The 16,094-nt window shown below is 62.4% G+C and carries 17 protein-coding genes and 1 pseudogene; 6 read left to right on the top strand and 12 right to left on the bottom strand.

Annotated features, from left to right (window positions below; translation table 11 throughout):
- Positions 1-61: 61 nt before the first annotated feature.
- On the bottom strand, positions 62-1,066 hold the full coding sequence (locus tag NL528_RS10615) for an NAD(P)-dependent alcohol dehydrogenase (protein WP_309182637.1): 1,005 nt from the start codon (positions 1,064-1,066) through the stop codon (positions 62-64).
- Between the two features lie 74 nt (positions 1,067-1,140).
- On the bottom strand, positions 1,141-1,380 hold the full coding sequence (locus NL528_RS10610) for a hypothetical protein (RefSeq protein ID WP_309182636.1): 240 nt from the start codon (positions 1,378-1,380) through the stop codon (positions 1,141-1,143).
- Between the two features lie 401 nt (positions 1,381-1,781).
- On the opposite strand from NL528_RS10610, the pseudogene NL528_RS47025 reads away from it, so the two are divergent.
- A pseudogene (locus NL528_RS47025) lies at positions 1,782-2,464 on the top strand (Fe2+-dependent dioxygenase).
- A 310-nt stretch (positions 2,465-2,774) separates the two neighbouring features.
- Here NL528_RS47025 and NL528_RS10595 read toward each other — a convergent pair.
- From NL528_RS10595 to NL528_RS10570, 8 genes are all read right to left on the bottom strand, one after another.
- Positions 2,775-3,023 (bottom strand): DUF6719 family protein, encoded by a 249-nt coding sequence (locus tag NL528_RS10595; RefSeq protein WP_309182634.1) that lies wholly within the window; start codon positions 3,021-3,023, stop codon positions 2,775-2,777.
- A gap of 76 nt (positions 3,024-3,099) precedes the next feature.
- Positions 3,100-3,318 (bottom strand): DUF6719 family protein, encoded by a 219-nt coding sequence (locus tag NL528_RS47020; RefSeq protein ID WP_375144048.1) that lies wholly within the window; start codon positions 3,316-3,318, stop codon positions 3,100-3,102.
- 83 nt (positions 3,319-3,401) lie between these two features.
- A complete protein-coding gene (locus NL528_RS47015; protein ID WP_375144000.1) occupies positions 3,402-3,647 on the bottom strand; it encodes a DUF6719 family protein in 246 nt (81 codons plus the stop codon).
- 23 nt (positions 3,648-3,670) lie between these two features.
- Positions 3,671-3,916, bottom strand: a complete 246-nt coding sequence (locus NL528_RS10590; RefSeq protein WP_309182633.1) for a DUF6719 family protein — start codon at positions 3,914-3,916, stop codon at positions 3,671-3,673.
- Between the two features lie 401 nt (positions 3,917-4,317).
- Positions 4,318-5,409 carry a sn-glycerol-3-phosphate ABC transporter ATP-binding protein UgpC gene (locus NL528_RS10585; protein WP_309182632.1) on the bottom strand — a complete coding sequence of 364 codons (1,092 nt, stop codon included), beginning with the start codon at positions 5,407-5,409 and terminating at the stop codon, positions 4,318-4,320.
- Positions 5,410-5,466: 57 nt separating this feature from the next.
- On the bottom strand, positions 5,467-6,318 hold the full coding sequence (locus NL528_RS10580; RefSeq protein WP_309182631.1) for a carbohydrate ABC transporter permease: 852 nt from the start codon (positions 6,316-6,318) through the stop codon (positions 5,467-5,469).
- Positions 6,319-6,321: 3 nt separating this feature from the next.
- Positions 6,322-7,257: a sugar ABC transporter permease gene (locus NL528_RS10575; RefSeq protein ID WP_309182630.1), complete on the bottom strand. Its 936-nt coding sequence runs from the start codon at positions 7,255-7,257 to the stop codon at positions 6,322-6,324.
- A gap of 67 nt (positions 7,258-7,324) precedes the next feature.
- Positions 7,325-8,641 (bottom strand): extracellular solute-binding protein, encoded by a 1,317-nt coding sequence (locus NL528_RS10570; RefSeq protein WP_309182629.1) that lies wholly within the window; start codon positions 8,639-8,641, stop codon positions 7,325-7,327.
- Positions 8,642-8,785: 144 nt separating this feature from the next.
- Between NL528_RS10570 and NL528_RS10565 the strand changes: the two genes are divergently transcribed.
- Entirely contained in the window at positions 8,786-8,935 is a 150-nt protein-coding gene (locus tag NL528_RS10565; protein WP_187436057.1) for a hypothetical protein, read from the top strand.
- Positions 8,936-9,186: 251 nt separating this feature from the next.
- On the opposite strand, the gene NL528_RS10560 is transcribed toward NL528_RS10565, so the two are convergent.
- Complete coding sequence (locus tag NL528_RS10560) at positions 9,187-9,948, bottom strand: sulfite exporter TauE/SafE family protein (RefSeq protein ID WP_309182628.1); 762 nt, start codon at positions 9,946-9,948, stop codon at positions 9,187-9,189.
- A gap of 88 nt (positions 9,949-10,036) precedes the next feature.
- On the opposite strand from NL528_RS10560, the gene NL528_RS10555 reads away from it, so the two are divergent.
- The 4 genes from NL528_RS10555 (at position 10,037) to NL528_RS10540 (ending at position 12,783) form a co-directional block, all read left to right on the top strand.
- Positions 10,037-10,942, top strand: coding sequence for a LysR substrate-binding domain-containing protein (locus NL528_RS10555; RefSeq protein ID WP_309182627.1), 906 nt, complete (start codon positions 10,037-10,039; stop codon positions 10,940-10,942).
- Positions 10,932-12,155: an NAD(P)-binding domain-containing protein gene (locus NL528_RS10550; protein WP_309182626.1), complete on the top strand. Its 1,224-nt coding sequence runs from the start codon at positions 10,932-10,934 to the stop codon at positions 12,153-12,155. The genes NL528_RS10555 and NL528_RS10550 overlap by 11 nt, the downstream gene beginning before the upstream one ends.
- Before the next feature lie 125 nt (positions 12,156-12,280).
- Positions 12,281-12,529 (top strand): hypothetical protein, encoded by a 249-nt coding sequence (locus NL528_RS10545; protein WP_309182625.1) that lies wholly within the window; start codon positions 12,281-12,283, stop codon positions 12,527-12,529.
- A 26-nt stretch (positions 12,530-12,555) separates the two neighbouring features.
- Positions 12,556-12,783, top strand: a complete 228-nt coding sequence (locus NL528_RS10540) for a hypothetical protein (RefSeq protein ID WP_309184853.1) — start codon at positions 12,556-12,558, stop codon at positions 12,781-12,783.
- A 15-nt stretch (positions 12,784-12,798) separates the two neighbouring features.
- Here the strand turns inward: NL528_RS10540 and NL528_RS10535 are convergent, their stop codons facing one another.
- Entirely contained in the window at positions 12,799-15,942 is a 3,144-nt protein-coding gene (locus tag NL528_RS10535; protein ID WP_309182624.1) for a PAS domain S-box protein, read from the bottom strand.
- Between the last annotated feature and the right edge of the window lie 152 nt (positions 15,943-16,094).

The raw sequence follows: 16,094 nt of genomic DNA, 5'->3' as shown, positions 1-16,094 counted from the left end.
GCGGCGGCGACGCCCAGGAGGTGAAACCGCGCTCGCGCGAGGCATCATCCGGTTTCGCTGATCACAACGTAAGACAAATTTTTCCGAAATGACTCTGCGAAACCTGATGCCGGAACGCAGCCGCGATCGCATCCAGCGGGAACGTTGAGTCGATGATCGGCTGGATGCCGTTAGCGTCGATCGCGGCGATCATCTCTTGCTGTTCCTGGCGAGAGCCCACGGTGATGCCCTTGATCGTCACGTTCTTGGACATGGCCAAAGCGGTAGGGACATCTCCAGCAACCCCGGTCAACACGCCGATCAAGGAGATATGACCGCCGATCCGGCAGGCGTGGATCGACTGGGACAGGGTTCCGGGGCCGCCGACTTCGACGACAGCGTCAACGCCCTGCCCGGTAGCCAAAGCCGCCGCAGACCGACCCCATTTCGGATCGCTCTTGTAGTTGATCAAGTGGTCCGCACCGAGGTCTTTCAAACGCGCCAGCTTTTCATCGGACGACGAGGTTGCGATCACCGTCGCGCCAGCGGCCTTGGCGAACTGAACTGCAAAGATTGAGACACCGCCGGTCCCTTGGGTCAACACGACATCTCCCGGCTTGATCCGCGCCTCGACCATCAGCGCGCGCCACGCGGTCAGGGCGGCGCAGGGCAAAGTGGCCGCCTGGGCAAAGCTCCACCCCTTGGGCAGCCGTGTGAACGCCGTGGCGGGCATGGCTACATACTCGGCGGCGAAGCCATCTATGTGATCCCCCGGCACTCCCCTGAGCCGGTCGCCCGTTGGACCACCTGACGTCCAATTCGGAAAGAAGGTTGAGAGAACATGATCTCCCGTTTTCACGGCGCCGACGCCATCGCCGATGCCCACGACTTCGCCGGCACCGTCGGACATCGGGATGCGGCCGTCGGCCGTCTTGATCCTCCCGGAGACGACAGCGAGGTCGTGAAAGTTCAACGAACTGGCGTGCAGTTTGACCAAAACCTGCCCTGGTCCGGCGATCGGTTCGGAGCGTCCTTCGACGACGATCTTGTCGAGCCCCCCTGGGGCCTTAACGGCGGCGACCTTCACGGGAAGTTTGTCTCCAGTCCCTGGATTTCAACGCTTCGCAGAACTCGGTCTGGAAGCCGATCGCAGCTGAGCCGCTACTTCACCGGCTGAGAGTAAAACAAACCGGCTTTTGGCAACGCCTTTTGCCCCTTGGTGGGTTCCAAAGGCGCATCCGCGCGTCTTGCCAGTTCTTCTCGCAAAGTCGGCGGCTTGTAGAAATGAAGCAGACCTTGGCCGGTTTCATCTACTCTAGTCGTTGATTTCGGCAATGTGCGCCGCTCACAGCCGGGAATGACGGTCTGTAGGCCCGCGGATGTACGTTCGACGACAGTCATGTTGATGCTCCAAGGCGATTGCCGCAAATTCAGTGTGACACACAGTTCAACACTCAATAATAGTTTTTCGCAGGCTTCCCCCAGGAAATAAGCAGGAGCAGATCGAGGCAGCGCGCCCTGGTGTGACTACGGCTTCCTCGCGACGTTAAGTGCCGCGTTCTCAATGTCCGCTTTCGCCCCGATAGCGACCAGATATCGAATACTGCAGCATGTCCGTTTTGTGCCATAAGCCGACATCGTGTATTATTCGATCACTTCGTCGGCCAACGTCAGCAGTCGAACCGGCGTCGCGTCCTAGCGGCCTGGGGTTATTGTTTCCTCTGCGTTGACGCCACGACTCCGGAACGGCTAAGCTGTATTTCCGCGTTTCGGCAATCTCCAATTTTAGGTTTCCTTTTACCATGCTCATTGCGATTCCTAACCTTCTTACGCCGCAACAGGTTGCGTACGCGCGGCAAAAGCTCGACGCGGCGAACTGGACCGACGGTGCGGCCACGGCTGGTGTTCTGGCGAAACAAGTGAAGCGGAACCGGCAGATCGACCAGAGCGCCCCCGTTGGACGCGAAATCGGGCAGATGATTGTGAAGGCGCTGGGCAGCAACGGGACCTTTTTGTCTGCCGCGCAGCCGCTGAAGGTGCTGCCGCCGAAGTTCAACCGGTACGAAGGGGGGAGCACTACGGGGCGCATATTGATAACGCCATTATGGACATCCCCGGCCCCGGGGGGCTGCGCATGCGCGCGGACCTCTCGATGACTGTGTTCTTCTCTGAACCCGGGGAATACGACGGGGGCGAGTTGCGTGTGCTGGACACGTATGGCCACAAGGCCATTAAACTCCCGGCGGGACATGCCATCCTCTACACCGCCACGAGCCTGCACGAGGTGACGCCGGTCACGCGGGGGATCCGCACGTCCTCTTTTTTCTGGATACAGAGCCTGATCGGCGATGACGCGCGGCGGTCGATGCTCTACGACCTGGGCGAAGTTATCGGTTCGCTGGCGGCAACACATCCCGACCACCCGTCCGTCTCGGGATTTCTGGGCCACTATCACAAGCTGCTGCAGCGTTGGACGGAACTGTGAACGGGCAGGGGGCGGGCTTGCGCGTGTAGGGGGTAGCGCGGGACTCCCCGCCTCGGCCCCGGCCGGCGGCGTCGCCGCATGTCCGCCCCAAACGTCAATGGGCGGCATCATATCGGCTGGGCGGACGCCTTGACTAGGGGATGGCAACCTTGCCGGTGGGTACGACCGAGTCTGCTTAGGGTCAAAAGCTGAAAAGCTCAATGCGAGCATATGTTTTCCGCTCTGCCCCCAACAACGGACATAGAGCGACCACGGCGGCATGTCCGAGTTGTGCCAATGGCGGTCAAACAACCCGAAGCCTGTCTTTCGACTATTGCTTAGTTGAAGCGGCTTGGATGCATTTTTTCGTCACTGCACCGTAAGGGGAGTCAATACTGCCGGTGGCGCCTTGCGCGGTAACTTGTTTGATGTGGCCCTTGGGACAGCTTCTATCGTCGACAAGCACGACCGTTCCTCTATTCATCATCATCGGTTCTTTTTTGAGCACCGTCTGAGCAATGCCGGAACTGCTTAGCACGAAGAGCAGGGCCACACCGGCTGATGCGATAATGGCTTTCATGACATTCTCCCAATTCAAAATTGAAGCGCGAACGTTGGGGTCTGCGGAGTTCTTGGTTGCGCTCGCAGTATCAACCTCATCTTGGAACGCATTTTGTATCGCGCTGAGGGACGCCAGGCAGCGGATTGCCGTGTGTTACGGTTACCAGTTTGATCTTGCCTTTCCCGCAAGTACCATCATCGACCATGACCGAGGTCCCATTTCTCAAGTCCATCGGTTCTTTTTTGACAACGATCTGGGCGCTGCAGGTACCACTCGCGGCAGCAAATAAAATGAATGCTACTAGTCTCGCCATGAACATTTTCATATTCATTGAAGGTACACGGTGCGCCGGTTCGCCAACTAGACTGTCACAACTTAAAAAAGTGGCTGTCCAACTCAACGAAGATCGGCCTGACGTGAAACGCAAGTTCTGGAGCGCGGAGGACGCCCGTTCATCTCATTACCTCCGGTTGCGGTTATCAGCTTAATCTTTCCCCTGCCGCATGTTCCGTCGTCCACCAAGATCGTCACCCCGGTTCTGAGTTGGCCTTCCATCGGTTCTGTTTTGACAATTACTTGGGCGCTGCAAGTGCCGCCCACAGCAAGTGCAACAGCGAACGCTATCAAGCCAGTAAAAAGCATTCTCATGTATCCCCCCATATCGACTATTGCTTCGTTGAAGCGGCTTGGATGCATTTTTTCGTCACTGCACCGTAAGGGGCCGTCACGACGCCTGTGGCAAGTACCGTAGAGATCTGTTTGAGTTGGCCCTTGGGGCAGGTTCCGTCGTCGACAAGTACGACGGCGCCTCTATTCATCATCATCGGCTCTGCTTTAAGCACGGTCTGGGCGTTGCAGGAGCCGCTTGCCAATAACAAGGCGAAGGCCGTCGAAACGAGCATCGTATGCATGACCGCCTCCGTGTTGGCTCAAATTTAGCCATGTTCGAAAAACGCTAACGCTACGCCTTGAGGTTGTAAATGGGCGGAGGCCATCAAAAAGTCGGCTGCTCTCGATGTCCGAGCTGGGTCAAATCCGGAAATACTCACCGCGAGTAGATGTTGTCAGCTTTACCCCAAGGAGCGGACATCGCCGAGCGAAAGCGCCACGTCCGAAAAGTGCCAATAACGGACTCCGGTACCGCAGCAAATGGCATCATCAATCATCTCGTCAGCACGCAGCAAGAAGGGCTCGGGAATGGTTAGACCAACTGCCTTCGCGCTCGCCGGGCGGCATTGAAGCTGGTGACAGGGAGGTCACCGGTTTTGAGCGAATTCCCCCTCACCAGTAAAAAAATGGCCAACTGCCGGCATTAGATGGCCGCCTCGGTCTGCGCGTCGAAAACGTGAAGCCTGGAACGCCGCATGGCAACGCGCAGCTTGTCGGCCACCCTCACCCTCGCGGTCGGCTCGACGCTCGCCACCATGATACTCTCCCCGACCTTCATATCGAGCAGGATTTCCGAGCCGAGTTGCTCGACCACCTCAATCACCGCATCGAAGCACGGGTAGTCGAGATCAGCGCTACCCGCCACGGTGAGGTCCTCCGGCCGCACACCGAGTATGACCTCGCGCCCGATATGGCCGCGCAGGCGCTGCGCGATCTCGTCCGGCAGCTTGATGCGCAGGCCGGAGTTCTCGGCGATCAGCGATCCGTCCGCCTCGGTCACCGTAACGGCGGCGAAATTCATGGCCGGGGAGCCGATGAAGCCGGCGACGAACTTGTTGGCGGGCTGATTATACAGCTCGAGCGGCTCCCCCACCTGCTGCACCACGCCGTCCTTCATGACGACGACCCGGTCACCCAGCGTCATAGCCTCGACTTGATCGTGGGTAACGTAGATGGCGGTGGTGCCGAGACGCAGATGCAGCTTCTTGAGCTCAACGCGCATCTGCACCCGCAGCTTGGCATCGAGGTTCGACAGCGGCTCGTCGAACAGGAACACGCGGGGGTGGCGCACGATGGCACGGCCCAAAGCCACCCGCTGGCGCTGGCCGCCGGAGAGCTGCCGCGGCTTGCGCTTTAGCAATTCGCCGATGCCGAGGATGTCGGCCGCCTCGCGCACGCGCTTCTCGATCTCGGGCCTTTCGAATTTGCGCATCTTCAGGCCGAATGCCATGTTGTCGTATACGCTCATATGCGGGTAGAGCGCGTAGTTCTGGAACACCATGGCGACGTCGCGGTCCATGGGCGCAAGTGCGTTGATCACGTTGCCGTCGATTGAGATATCGCCGGAGCTGATCGCTTCCAGCCCGGCGATCATCCTGAGCGTCGTGGTCTTGCCGCAGCCGGACGGTCCGACGAACACCACGAACTCCTTGTCGCGGATCTGCAGATTTACGTCTTTGACAGCGTGCACGCTCTCGTAGAACTTGTTGATCCCCTTGAGGACGACCTGTCCCATTCGCTCACCTGCCTCCCAAGCATGCGCGCTTTTCAATCCCCATGATCCGGGGTGCTGTCAGCCCTTCACCGATCCGGTCAATCCCGCGACGTAGTGCTCGACGAAAAACGAATAGGCGATAGCGACCGGGATCGATCCGAGCAGGGCGCCAGCCATCAGCGGCCCCCAGTAGAATACATCGCCGCGGATCAGCTCCGATGTGACGCCCACCGACACGGTCTTCTGCGCAGGCGAGGACAGGAAGACAAGTGCATAGATGAACTCGTTCCACGACAGCGTGAAAGCGAAGATGCCGGCCGAGAGGATGCCTGGAATCGCCACCGGGATGACGATGTAGAGCATGGCCTGCCAGCGCGAGGCTCCGTCAATGCGCGCGCATTCCTCGAGCTCCCTGGGCACGGCCTTGAAGTAGCCCATCATCAGCCAGGTGCAGAACGGAATAAGAAATGTTGGATAGGTCAGGATCAGCGACCAGGGCGTATCACCCAATCGATAGTTGCGGATGATCTCGGCCAGCGGAATGAACAGCAGCGTCTGGGGCACCAGATAGGTAATGAAGATGGCGGTGCCCAGGCTGCCGGCAAATGGAAAGTTCAGCCGCGACAGAGCATAGCCGGCGAACACGCCGCACACGAGCGAGATAGCGGTTGACGCGAGCGCGATGAACGTCGTGTTCCACAGCCACGATGCGAACAGCGTCTCCTCGAACAGGTACCTGACATGGTCCCAGGTCGGTTTCCAGGTCCAGAACGGATTGTAGTTGATCGAATTCCAGGGCCGGTAAAGCTCGCCGTCCGGCCGCACCGAAGTGATCACCATCCAGTAGAACGGGAACAGCAGGAAAAGCAGGAACAGCGCCATGGGGACGTAGAAGAACACCCACTTTCGCCAGATTGCACCTTCGATCATGGCTCAGCGGACCTCCACGCGGCGGATGTAGAGAAGTTGGATGATGACGACCAGAAACAAGACTGGAAACATTGCGAGCGAGATGGCGGCGCCCTCGCTCAAGAGGCCGGTGCCGATGCCGATCTGATAGGCGTAGGTGGCGAACAGGTGCGTTGCGTTGGCTGGTCCGCCGCCCGTCATCACATAGACGATCTGGAAGTCGGCGAACGTCTGAATCACCGAGAACAGCACCACGACCATGGTCACGGGCAGCAGCAGCGGCCAGGTGATGTGCCAGAATCGCTGCCACGGCTTGGCGCCGTCGACGGCGGCGGCCTCGTTGAGTTCGGGACTGATGGTCTGCAGGCCGGCGAGCAGGCTGATGGCGAAGAACGGCACCCCGCGCCAGATGTTGACGATGATGATCGAGATCATGGCGAGGTCCGGATCGCCCAGCCAGTTGATCCGACCGGTGATCAAGCCGAAATGGTAGAGGAGCCAATTGAGAACGCTGAACGTCGGGTCGAACATCCACTTCCAGGCGAAAGTCGAGAGCACGGTCGGGATAATGAAAGGCAGCAGGATGAAAGCACGGGTAAAAGCCTTGCCGCGGAAATTACGGTTGAGCAGCATGGCCAGCCACAGCCCGAGCGCCAGCTTGAAGACGGTGGTCACGCCCGTATAGACGAAGGTGTTGTAAACGGAGGTGCGAAAGATCCCGTCATTGAAGATCTTGTAGAAGTTAGCGAGGCCGACGAAGTCGCCGGGCATACCGACGCGCGAGCTGGTGACCGACAGCAATATCCCTCGAATGAAGGGATAGGCGATGAACATGCCGAGCAGCACGATGGTCGGCACCAGCAGCACGAACGCCAGCCAGCGCTCGTCCTCGAGCAACCGCTGTCGCCGCGGAGGGGGCGCCTCGCGGAGCGTGGTGGCGGAAACCGCGCTTATCGCCATGTTCGATCCTCGTCGGCCGGAAGATTCCCTTGCTCCCCACGAAAAATGGGGCGGGGGAGGCTTAACCTCAGACGTAGACCTTCGTGAGCTCAGCCTCTGCCCACTTCACGGCATCCTCGGCGGGCATGCCCTGGACGGCCTTTGCGTACATATCAATGATGATGTACTTGGTTACGACCTCGGCTGCCTTGCGCGTAGAGGGCCCTTGGTAGCCAGCAAAGCGCCCTGTGCGCGCCGCTTGCTTGTAGGGCAGCATGATCGGGTCGTCGCCCCACAGCTTGTGCTTTTCCCAATCCGTGGTCGGGCCGACCGAGAAGCCCTTCTGGGAGACGAACCACTTGTCGTAGACGTCTTTGGAGTGAATCCAGCCAAGGAATTTCTTCGCCGCATCCTGGTTCTTCGAATAACCCATCAGGAGGTTCGAGAACGGGACGTGATAGCTGAACTGCCCGCCGGGGCCCTTGGGCAGCGCGGCGTGCAGGATGTCGTCCTTCAGTTGCCCGCCTGCCTCCGTCTTGTAGGTATCCGGCTTGCGCAGAGCCTCGATGTAGATCGAGGCGCCATTGAGCGTGGCGCTGCACGTCCCCGACAGAAAAGCGCGGTTGTTGTTGGAATCGTCCCAGGCGAGCCCGCCTTCATCGTGGGCGTCCTTCCAGAAGGCCACCATGAACTTCACCGACTCGACCGTTGCTGGGCTGTTCAGCACAACCGTCTTGCCGTCTGCTTCGACCTCTTTGCCGCCCCAGGACCACAGGTAGGGGTAAGCGAAGGCGGGCGCATCGCCGAAGGTGTGACCCAGCGTTTGGCCGATGGGCCGTCCCTTTGCCTTCAGCTTCTTGCCGGCCTCGCGATACTCTTCCCACGTCTGGGGAAATTTTCCATCCGTGTAGCCGATCTCGGCAAACCAGGACTTTCGGTATGCGATCTGCAGGCCGACGATGCACCACGGCACTGCGATCCATTTCTTGCCGTCATTGGCGACAGCGCGGGATGTTTCGTAGAAGCCGCCCTGGCCCTTGCCGAGTTCCTCAGCGATGTCGCTGACGTCTATGACGCTCTCGCCGTAAAGTTGCCCCCAATTGTTGAGGACGCAGATGACGTCGGGGCCCGACCCCGACTGGATCGCCGAGGTGACGCGGGCCTGGATGTCGTTGGCGTTGATGGTCTCGATATTGAGCTTTATGCCGAGCGCCTTCTCGCCCTCTTTGGCGATTTCGTTGCGCAGAAGCTGATCTGACGCCGGAACGAAGTCGGTCCAGCGCAGCCAGTGTACCGTCGTGCCCTGTGCAAAAGCGGGCGCGCGGCCGGTGGCCAGGATGCCGGCCATGCCGCCCACGAGCGCGGTACCGCTCTTGAGGACGTGACGTCGGGTTACTGTCGTCATGCATTCCTCCCTCGGTGTGTCTGAGCTGATGCCCTTTGGCCAGTCTTACGCCGGCTTCGAGTCCCTTTCAGTCTATCGCGCCTCCGTGGTTCAACGCATGCGCACGCGACAACGTGCGCAATACGTTGGCTCGATGATCATTTGTTGGTGTTCCACTTGCAGCGCCGTGGCGGCGAGTTCGCCGCGAAACAGGGCGAATTCTTTGCAGAGCAACGGCGCGATTACATCGCTCCAAGTCGTAATGGCGATACCACGGGCGGCCTGGATCGCGTCGGCGCTGCTGCCAGCGCATGAACCCTACCCTCATAACGTTCCCTCCCGCGCAGCGACGGTCTTGCCGTGGCCAAGCGGGTTTTCCCCGTCTTATATAAAGTTCGGTACCTGAAGCTGGCGCGACGTCATTGTCGCCCGTCGCACCAGGAAATCAAGTGCTAGCTTTGACGCGCCGGCCATGGTCTCGCTTCGTGAACCGGCCGGCCACCAAAAGTACCGAACCTCTTACATAGGATACTTCATCTGAGGCGACTACAGATCGCCCATAGCTCTCAATAAGAGGCGACCGAGCTTCCGGCCAGCAACAGCCAGCTTCCATAGAGGATGTAGTAGCTCGCGACCGTCGTGATCAGCCGGTTCGCCCAGGTGCGAAACTGCGCATCGCTCATGGCTTCGAGAATCCGCCGCGCCAGGCTGGTGCCGAGCATCGAGGCCGCGATCGCGACACCGGCCAGCACCGGATCGAGGGTTGCGGCCTGGTCGATGATACCGCCGAAATAGATCAGTTTGGTGAAATGGCTCGCGACCTGGCAGGTCGCCTTGGTGGCGACGATTTCGCGGCGGCCGAAATTGCCGCCGAGAAAAAACGTATCCAGCAGCGGACCGGAGACGCCGGTCATCAGCATCAGCCCCATGCAGAGCGAGCCGTACAGCGCGCCCTGCCAAACACTGTCGGGGTTCGGCTTGATGTTGGCCGGCATCAGCCGCGCCATGAACGGCGTCACGCCGAGCAGAAGCAGCGCCACCGGCTTGTCCGGCACGTAGCGGGTGATCGACCACGCGCCGAGCGCGAGCGCGCATCCGATCAGATAGACCATCACCGGCCGCCAGCGGATATGCGCGCGCCACAGGAAGGCGCGCCAGCCGTTCGACGCCATCTGCGTGATCGCATGCAAAACCATCGCGGTCGGCAATGGCATCAGCGCCAGCAGCACGCCGATCAGGATCAGCCCGCCGGCCATGCCGAACAGGCCCGACAGGAACGCGGTCGCGACCATCAGCAAGCCGAGCGCGGCGATCAAAAACGGCGTCATCAGAATCTCCGCCGTCATTAGTGCCGCGCTTGGACTGACTGCGCAAACTGAGTTATCTTGCTCTGGCATCAGTTTTCCTGAGGGTTATGTGCGGCGGCTGCTCTTTCTCAACGGTATCAAGGCGTTCGAGGCCGCGGCGCGGAGCGGCAGCTTCGCTGCGGCCGGCGCCGAGATGAACGTATCGGCGGCGGCGATCAGCCGGATGGTGCATCTGCTCGAAGAGCGGCTCGGCGTCGCCTTGTTCGAGCGCAAGGCCAACCGGCTCGTGACCACCCCGGCCGGCCGCGCCTATCAGAGCGGGCTGACGCCAATCTTCGATGCACTGGCAAGCCTGACCGCGCAGGTCACCGCGCCGGCCAGCGTCCGGGTGCTGACTGTCGGCGTCGGACCGACCTTTGCGATGAAATGGCTGATCCCGCGGCTGGCGGATTTCCGCAAACAGGAGCCGGACATCGAGGTGCGCATCACCACCGGCGGCGCCGCGGCACCGTTCGGCGACGACTGGAGCTGCGGCATCAAGCTCGGCGACGGCGAGTGGCCGGGTCTGGTCGCCGAACCGCTGTTTGCCGGCGATCTGTTGCCGGTGTGCACGCCGCGGCTGGCCGGCCCGTTGAAACGGCAAGCCGACCTGAAGGGGCCGAGCCTGTTGCGCGTCGCCCATTCGCCGGACGATTGGCCGTTATGGCTGCGCGCCGCCGGAATCTCGCGGGTCACCGCGCGCGGACCGGAGTTTCAATTTTATGGCCAGGCGCTGCAGGCGGCGATCGACGGCCTCGGCATTGCGATGGGCATCCGCCCCTATATCGACGACGACCTCGCCGCCGGACGGCTGGTCGCGCCATTTGCGCTCAGCGTGCCCAAGGGCATGCGCTGGTATCTGGTCTATCGCGACTTCCGCACCGGGCAGCGCGATTTTACCGCGTTCCGGCGCTGGATCATCCGCGCCGCAACCGAGCCCGCCAGCCGCGCCAGGGGCCAGCGCCATGCCGGTTGAGCGGGTCGAAACGCTGGTGATCGGCGGCGGCCAGGCCGGGCTGGTCATGAGCCACCGGCTCAAGCAGCGCGGGCAGTCGCATCTGGTGCTGGAGCGGCACCGGATCGCCGAGCGCTGGCGCAGCGAACGCTGGGACGGCCTGAAGTTTCAGTTTCCGAACTGGTCGGTGCAGTTGCCGGAGTTTTCGTTTCCGCACACCGAGCCCAACGCGTTTGCGAGCACCAGCGCGATCGTGGATTTCATCGACGCCTATGCCGCGTTCGTCGCGCCGCCTATCCGCTGCGGCGTCGAGGCGACGCGGCTGCGACGCCGCGACGGCGCTTCCGGCTTCATCGTCGAGACCACGGACGGGGCCATCGAAGCGCAAAATGTCGTCGTCGCCACCGGCCCCTATCAGCGCGCCCAGATCCCGGATTTGTTGCGCGACGACGCCATCTTTCAGGTCCACGCCAGCCGATACAAAAATCCCGAACAACTGCCGCCGGGCGCGGTGCTGGTGGCCGGCGCCGGCGCGTCGGGGGCGCAGATCGCCGAAGAGCTGCATTGCGCCGGCCGCCGCGTCTTTCTCTCGGTCGGCCGCCACACCCGCCTGCCGCGCCGCTACCGCGGCCGCGACCTGATCTGGTGGCTGAGCGAACTCGGCATCGACCAGACGACGACCGAGCAGCGCGGGCCGTCGCGGTTGCTGCCGGTGATATCGGGCGCCTATGGCGGCCACACCATCGACTTCCGTCGCTTCGCCGCCTGCGGCATGACGCTGCTCGGACGGCTGAAGGCAGCACGCGATGGCGTGCTCGAGATCGCACCGGATCTCGCCGAAAGCCTCGCCAACGGCGACGTCGTCTACGCCACCTTCCTCAACATGGTGGATGCGCACGTCCAGCTCCACGGTCTGGATTTTCCGGACGAACCCACAGCCCGCGCCCAGTTGCCAAATCCGCCTTGCGTCGATGCGCCGTTGTCGCGGCTCGATCTTGGCGCCGAGAACATCCATGCGGTGATCTGGGCCACCGGCTACGGCGTCGATTTCGGCTGGATCGACGTCCCGGTGCTCGATGCGCACGGCGAACCGGTTCACCGCAACGGCATTACCGACATACCCGGCCTGTATTTCCTCGGCCTGCAATGGCTGGCGCGGATGAAATCCTCCTTCCTGTCGGGGGTCGGCGACGATGCGGCCGTGCTCGCCGATCACATTGCCGGACGCGGCTGAAGTTCCCCTTCCTCCGGCGCACACCCCGCTTGCGGCGAAAAATCGCCGGGACATGTGAACCCCTTCACAAAAGCTTCGGCCCGGTCGTGCTTCCCTTGATCCCGGACAATCACAGGAGTCGCGACATGATTTACGGCGGCTTTGAAATTCAGTCGTTCGAGGCGGGGAGCGGGCTATGGCACGCCAGGATTCAACGGGCCGATCAAGAGCCGGTCGTCATCGATGGCATGCCGTTTCCGACGCTCGAAGTCGGCTTCGCGTGGCCCGATCCGGATGCGGCGGTCGCGGATGCGAAAGCTCACATCGACCGGCTGGAGCGGCGCTATGCGACGTCCCGGACGATGCGTTCGAGCGAACCCACGACCTCGCCATAGGCGGCTGGAAAATGGTTGCCCCGTACATGGTTGCCCCCCTGCCGCAGCTTGAACCCGAGCAGCCGCCGCCCTCTTCGGCGCCCGTGATGTCGAACTGCCCGCAATGCAACGCCGACCTCGCGGTGCTGAGCATCATCCCGGGCCGCGGCGGCGCCGAATACTGGACCATGCGGTGCACGAAATGCGGCGGCATCCATCTCGATATCGTCAAATCCTCCGCGCTGCCCCGGGATTCCGGCGACCTGCGTATCTGACCAGATTGTTGCGGCTCATTGCGCGGCCGCCGGCTTTCCCTCCGGCAAAACTCCGGCGGTACTGAGGGCGATGCGGAGCATGCGGGCCAGATCCAGCTTCCGGTACGGCTTGGCGAGCAGCAGCACGCCGCGGTCCAGCCTGCCATGATGGATGATGGCATTTTCGGTATAGCCCGACGTAAACAGCACCTTCAGCGCCGGGCGTCGCCGCATCATCTCCGCGGCAAGCTGCCTTCCGTTCATCCCGCCGGGCATGATGACATCGGTGAACAGCAGGTCGAAGGGCGCGCCGCCAGCGGCGATCGCAAGCGCTTCGGCGCCGTTGCCGGCTGACAGGGTGGCGTAGCCCAGGCTCTGGAGCTGGGTGGTGACATAGGCGCGCACCAGCGGGTCGTCCTCCACGACCAAAATCGTCTCGTTGCCGCCTTCGATCTCCGATGTCGGCGGCTCCGCCGCGAGCGACTCCCGCCTTGCATCGGCCTGCGGCAGATAGAGCCTGAATGTCGTGCCGTAGCCCTCTTCGCTGTAGACCTTGATGTGTCCGCCGGATTGCTTGACGAAGCCGTACACCATACTCAGCCCGAGCCCGGTGCCCTTGCCGACTTCCTTGGTCGAAAAGAACGGGTCGAACACCCGGTCGCGGATCGCCTCGGGAATTCCGCTGCCGGTATCGCTCACCGCGATCATGACATAATCCCCCGCCTGGACGTCGTTGGCGGCGGCGTAGTCCGCGTCAAAACTCACGTTCTTGGTTTCGAGCGTCAGCTTGCCGCCGTCGGGCATGGCGTCGCGGGCGTTGATCGCAAGATTGAGCAGCGCCGAACTGAGCTGGCCCGGGTCGACCAGGGCCTCGCAGAGCGAGGGCGAAAGTTTCGATACGATTTCGACGTGCTCGCCCAGCGCCGGCCGCATCAGCCGTGAGGATTCGACGATCAGCCGGTTGATGTCGGTTTCGTGCGGTTGCAGCGGCTGCTTGCGGGCGAAGGCCAGCAGATGGCCGGTGAGTTCGGCGCCGCGATCGGCGGCCTCGCTGATCAGCCGGGTGATGGCGGCAAGATTCGGCTTGGCGGCCACGGCCTCGGCGAGGATTTCGATGGTGCCGGTGATCACGGTCAGCACATTGTTGAAGTCGTGCGCGATGCCGCCGGTCAACTGGCCGATCGCTTCCATCTTCTGGGCCTGCCGCAACTGTTCCTCCGCCGCGACCCGTTGCGTGAGATCCCTGACGAAGGCATTGAATACATAGCCGCCGCGCCGGCGCAGCGCCTTCAGGGAGACCTCGACCTTGAGCGTGTGTCCATCCTTGCGCATGGCCTCGACCTCAAAGCGCGAACCACCGGCCGCGTTCTCCGCGTTGCGGATCAGCCGCTCGGTCATGGTCTCGAATTGCGGCAGCAGCGCCTCCGGCAGCATCAGCTCGGTCGGGTGCTTTCCCATCGCCTCCTGCCGCGACCATCCGAAGATCGCCTCGGCCTGCGGATTCCATTGCAGGATGCAGCCTTGCTCGTCGGTCTGAATGAACGCCTCCAGGGCGTTTTCGATGACGTCCCGCGCCATCTGCTCGCTTTCGAGCAGCGCCTCCTGCGCGATCTTCTGCGCGGTGATATCGCGCACAACCTTGGCGGCGCCGATGACCGCTCCCGACTGCGACCTGATCGGAGCGATGCCGAGCGACACGTCGATCCACCTTCTGTTCTTGTCGACGCGAACGGTTTCGCGGTATTCGATTTTTTCTCCGGCGCGTATCTTGTCCAGGATGCCGCGGACCTCGTCCCGCAGCGGCTCCGGCACGATGATATCGATGTGGCTTCCGATCGCTTCCTGCGCGGAGAATCCGAACAGGCGTTCGGCGGCTGGATTCCAGCCGGTGATGATGCCGTCCAGCGTTTCGGTGATGATCGCATCGTTCGAGGATTCCACCGCGGCGAGGAAAAGCTGCTCGTGCTCGAAGGTACGGCGGCGCTGCTCGATCTCCTGATTGAGCGCCGCCGTCTTCGCCCGCGACTCCGCCGCCATGCCAGCGAATGCATTGGCGAGCACGCCGATCTCGTAGCCGCCCCCGGCCGGCAGCGCGACCGTCTCATCGCGGGCAAACCCCTCGACGGCCTTGGTCATCTGCACCAGCGGCCGCGTCAGCGAGCGGGCGACGATCAGCGCCACCACGAACGCGCAAAACGTCGCGATGGCGCCGCCCAACAGGCTGGAGTCGCGCACGGATGTGGCGGCGGCCATCAGCACCGAATACGGCACCGTCTGGATCACCGCGACCTGCGGACCGTCGGCGAGGTGCACGAACTGCACGGCGAACCCGAAGCGCCTGCCGGCCCGGTTCGCAATCACGCGCGGCCCCGAATCGCCGCGCGCGAGGATGCCTGCGAAATCCGGAAAATCGTCCTGGATATGAACCGGCTTGCCGGACGCAAAGCCGAATTCGCGGGCCCGGTCGGGATGCACGAGGAAGTCGCCCTGAGCGTTGACGACATAGCTCCGTCCGCCCTTGACCGCGCTGGAGCGGATCCGGTCGAAGGCCGGCCGCATGTCGACATTGATGATCATGATGCCGAACGGCCGCCCGTCCGGCGCACGCACCACGGTTGCGACCCGCAGCACCGGAATGCGCGGCGGTTCGACAGTGAGGTCGACCGGCGAGACATAGACCCCGCCCGGCGGCAACGCGATGGTTTGCCTGAAGGCGTCCCGATCGTCCTTGCGCTGCAGTTCACTGTCGGGAACGACGCGGACGGCGCCGCCGGGACCCGAGCGGTCGACCCGCACCAATTCGTGCCCGTCGTCGACCCCGATGTAGCGGAATTCGTAATAATTCGGCTTGGGGGCCAGTTCGGCGGCAAAACGCTGCCCCAGCCGCTTCCTCGACTCCGCTTCGACGGCGGCGGCGGCCGGATCGGTGCCGCGGGCAAGATGCGCCGTCATGATGTCGATGACGGCGACGGCCGAGCGAAAGCCGATCACGTCGGCATGCGCGCCGCGGACCGAGGCCGAAAGCTCGTTGGCGAGCAGCTGGGCGTGAGTATCGATCCGGTCCAGGGCCCGGGGCCGGGCAAAATCGGCGATATTGCGATAGGTCAGCAGCCCGACCGCGGTTGTCGCCAGCAGCACCAACGCCACCATCGCAACGGTCAACCTGGTCGACAACCTCATGGATTGTCCTCTGCGCGACGCCTCGATCGACGTCCGCACCAATGTGCCCCCCGATTGGTTCCAAATCAACCGACCGCATCGAACGCGACGTGGCTGAAGCTTCAAGGCGTCACCGGTCATCGCGCGGCGTGCGGCGCCGGTTCCGCGCGTCC

Source organism: Bradyrhizobium sp. Ash2021, from assembly GCF_031202265.1.
In the GTDB taxonomy this organism is placed as follows: domain Bacteria; phylum Pseudomonadota; class Alphaproteobacteria; order Rhizobiales; family Xanthobacteraceae; genus Bradyrhizobium.
Note: the sequence above shows the minus strand (reverse complement) of the source record. Positions and strands in the feature narration are given on the sequence as shown.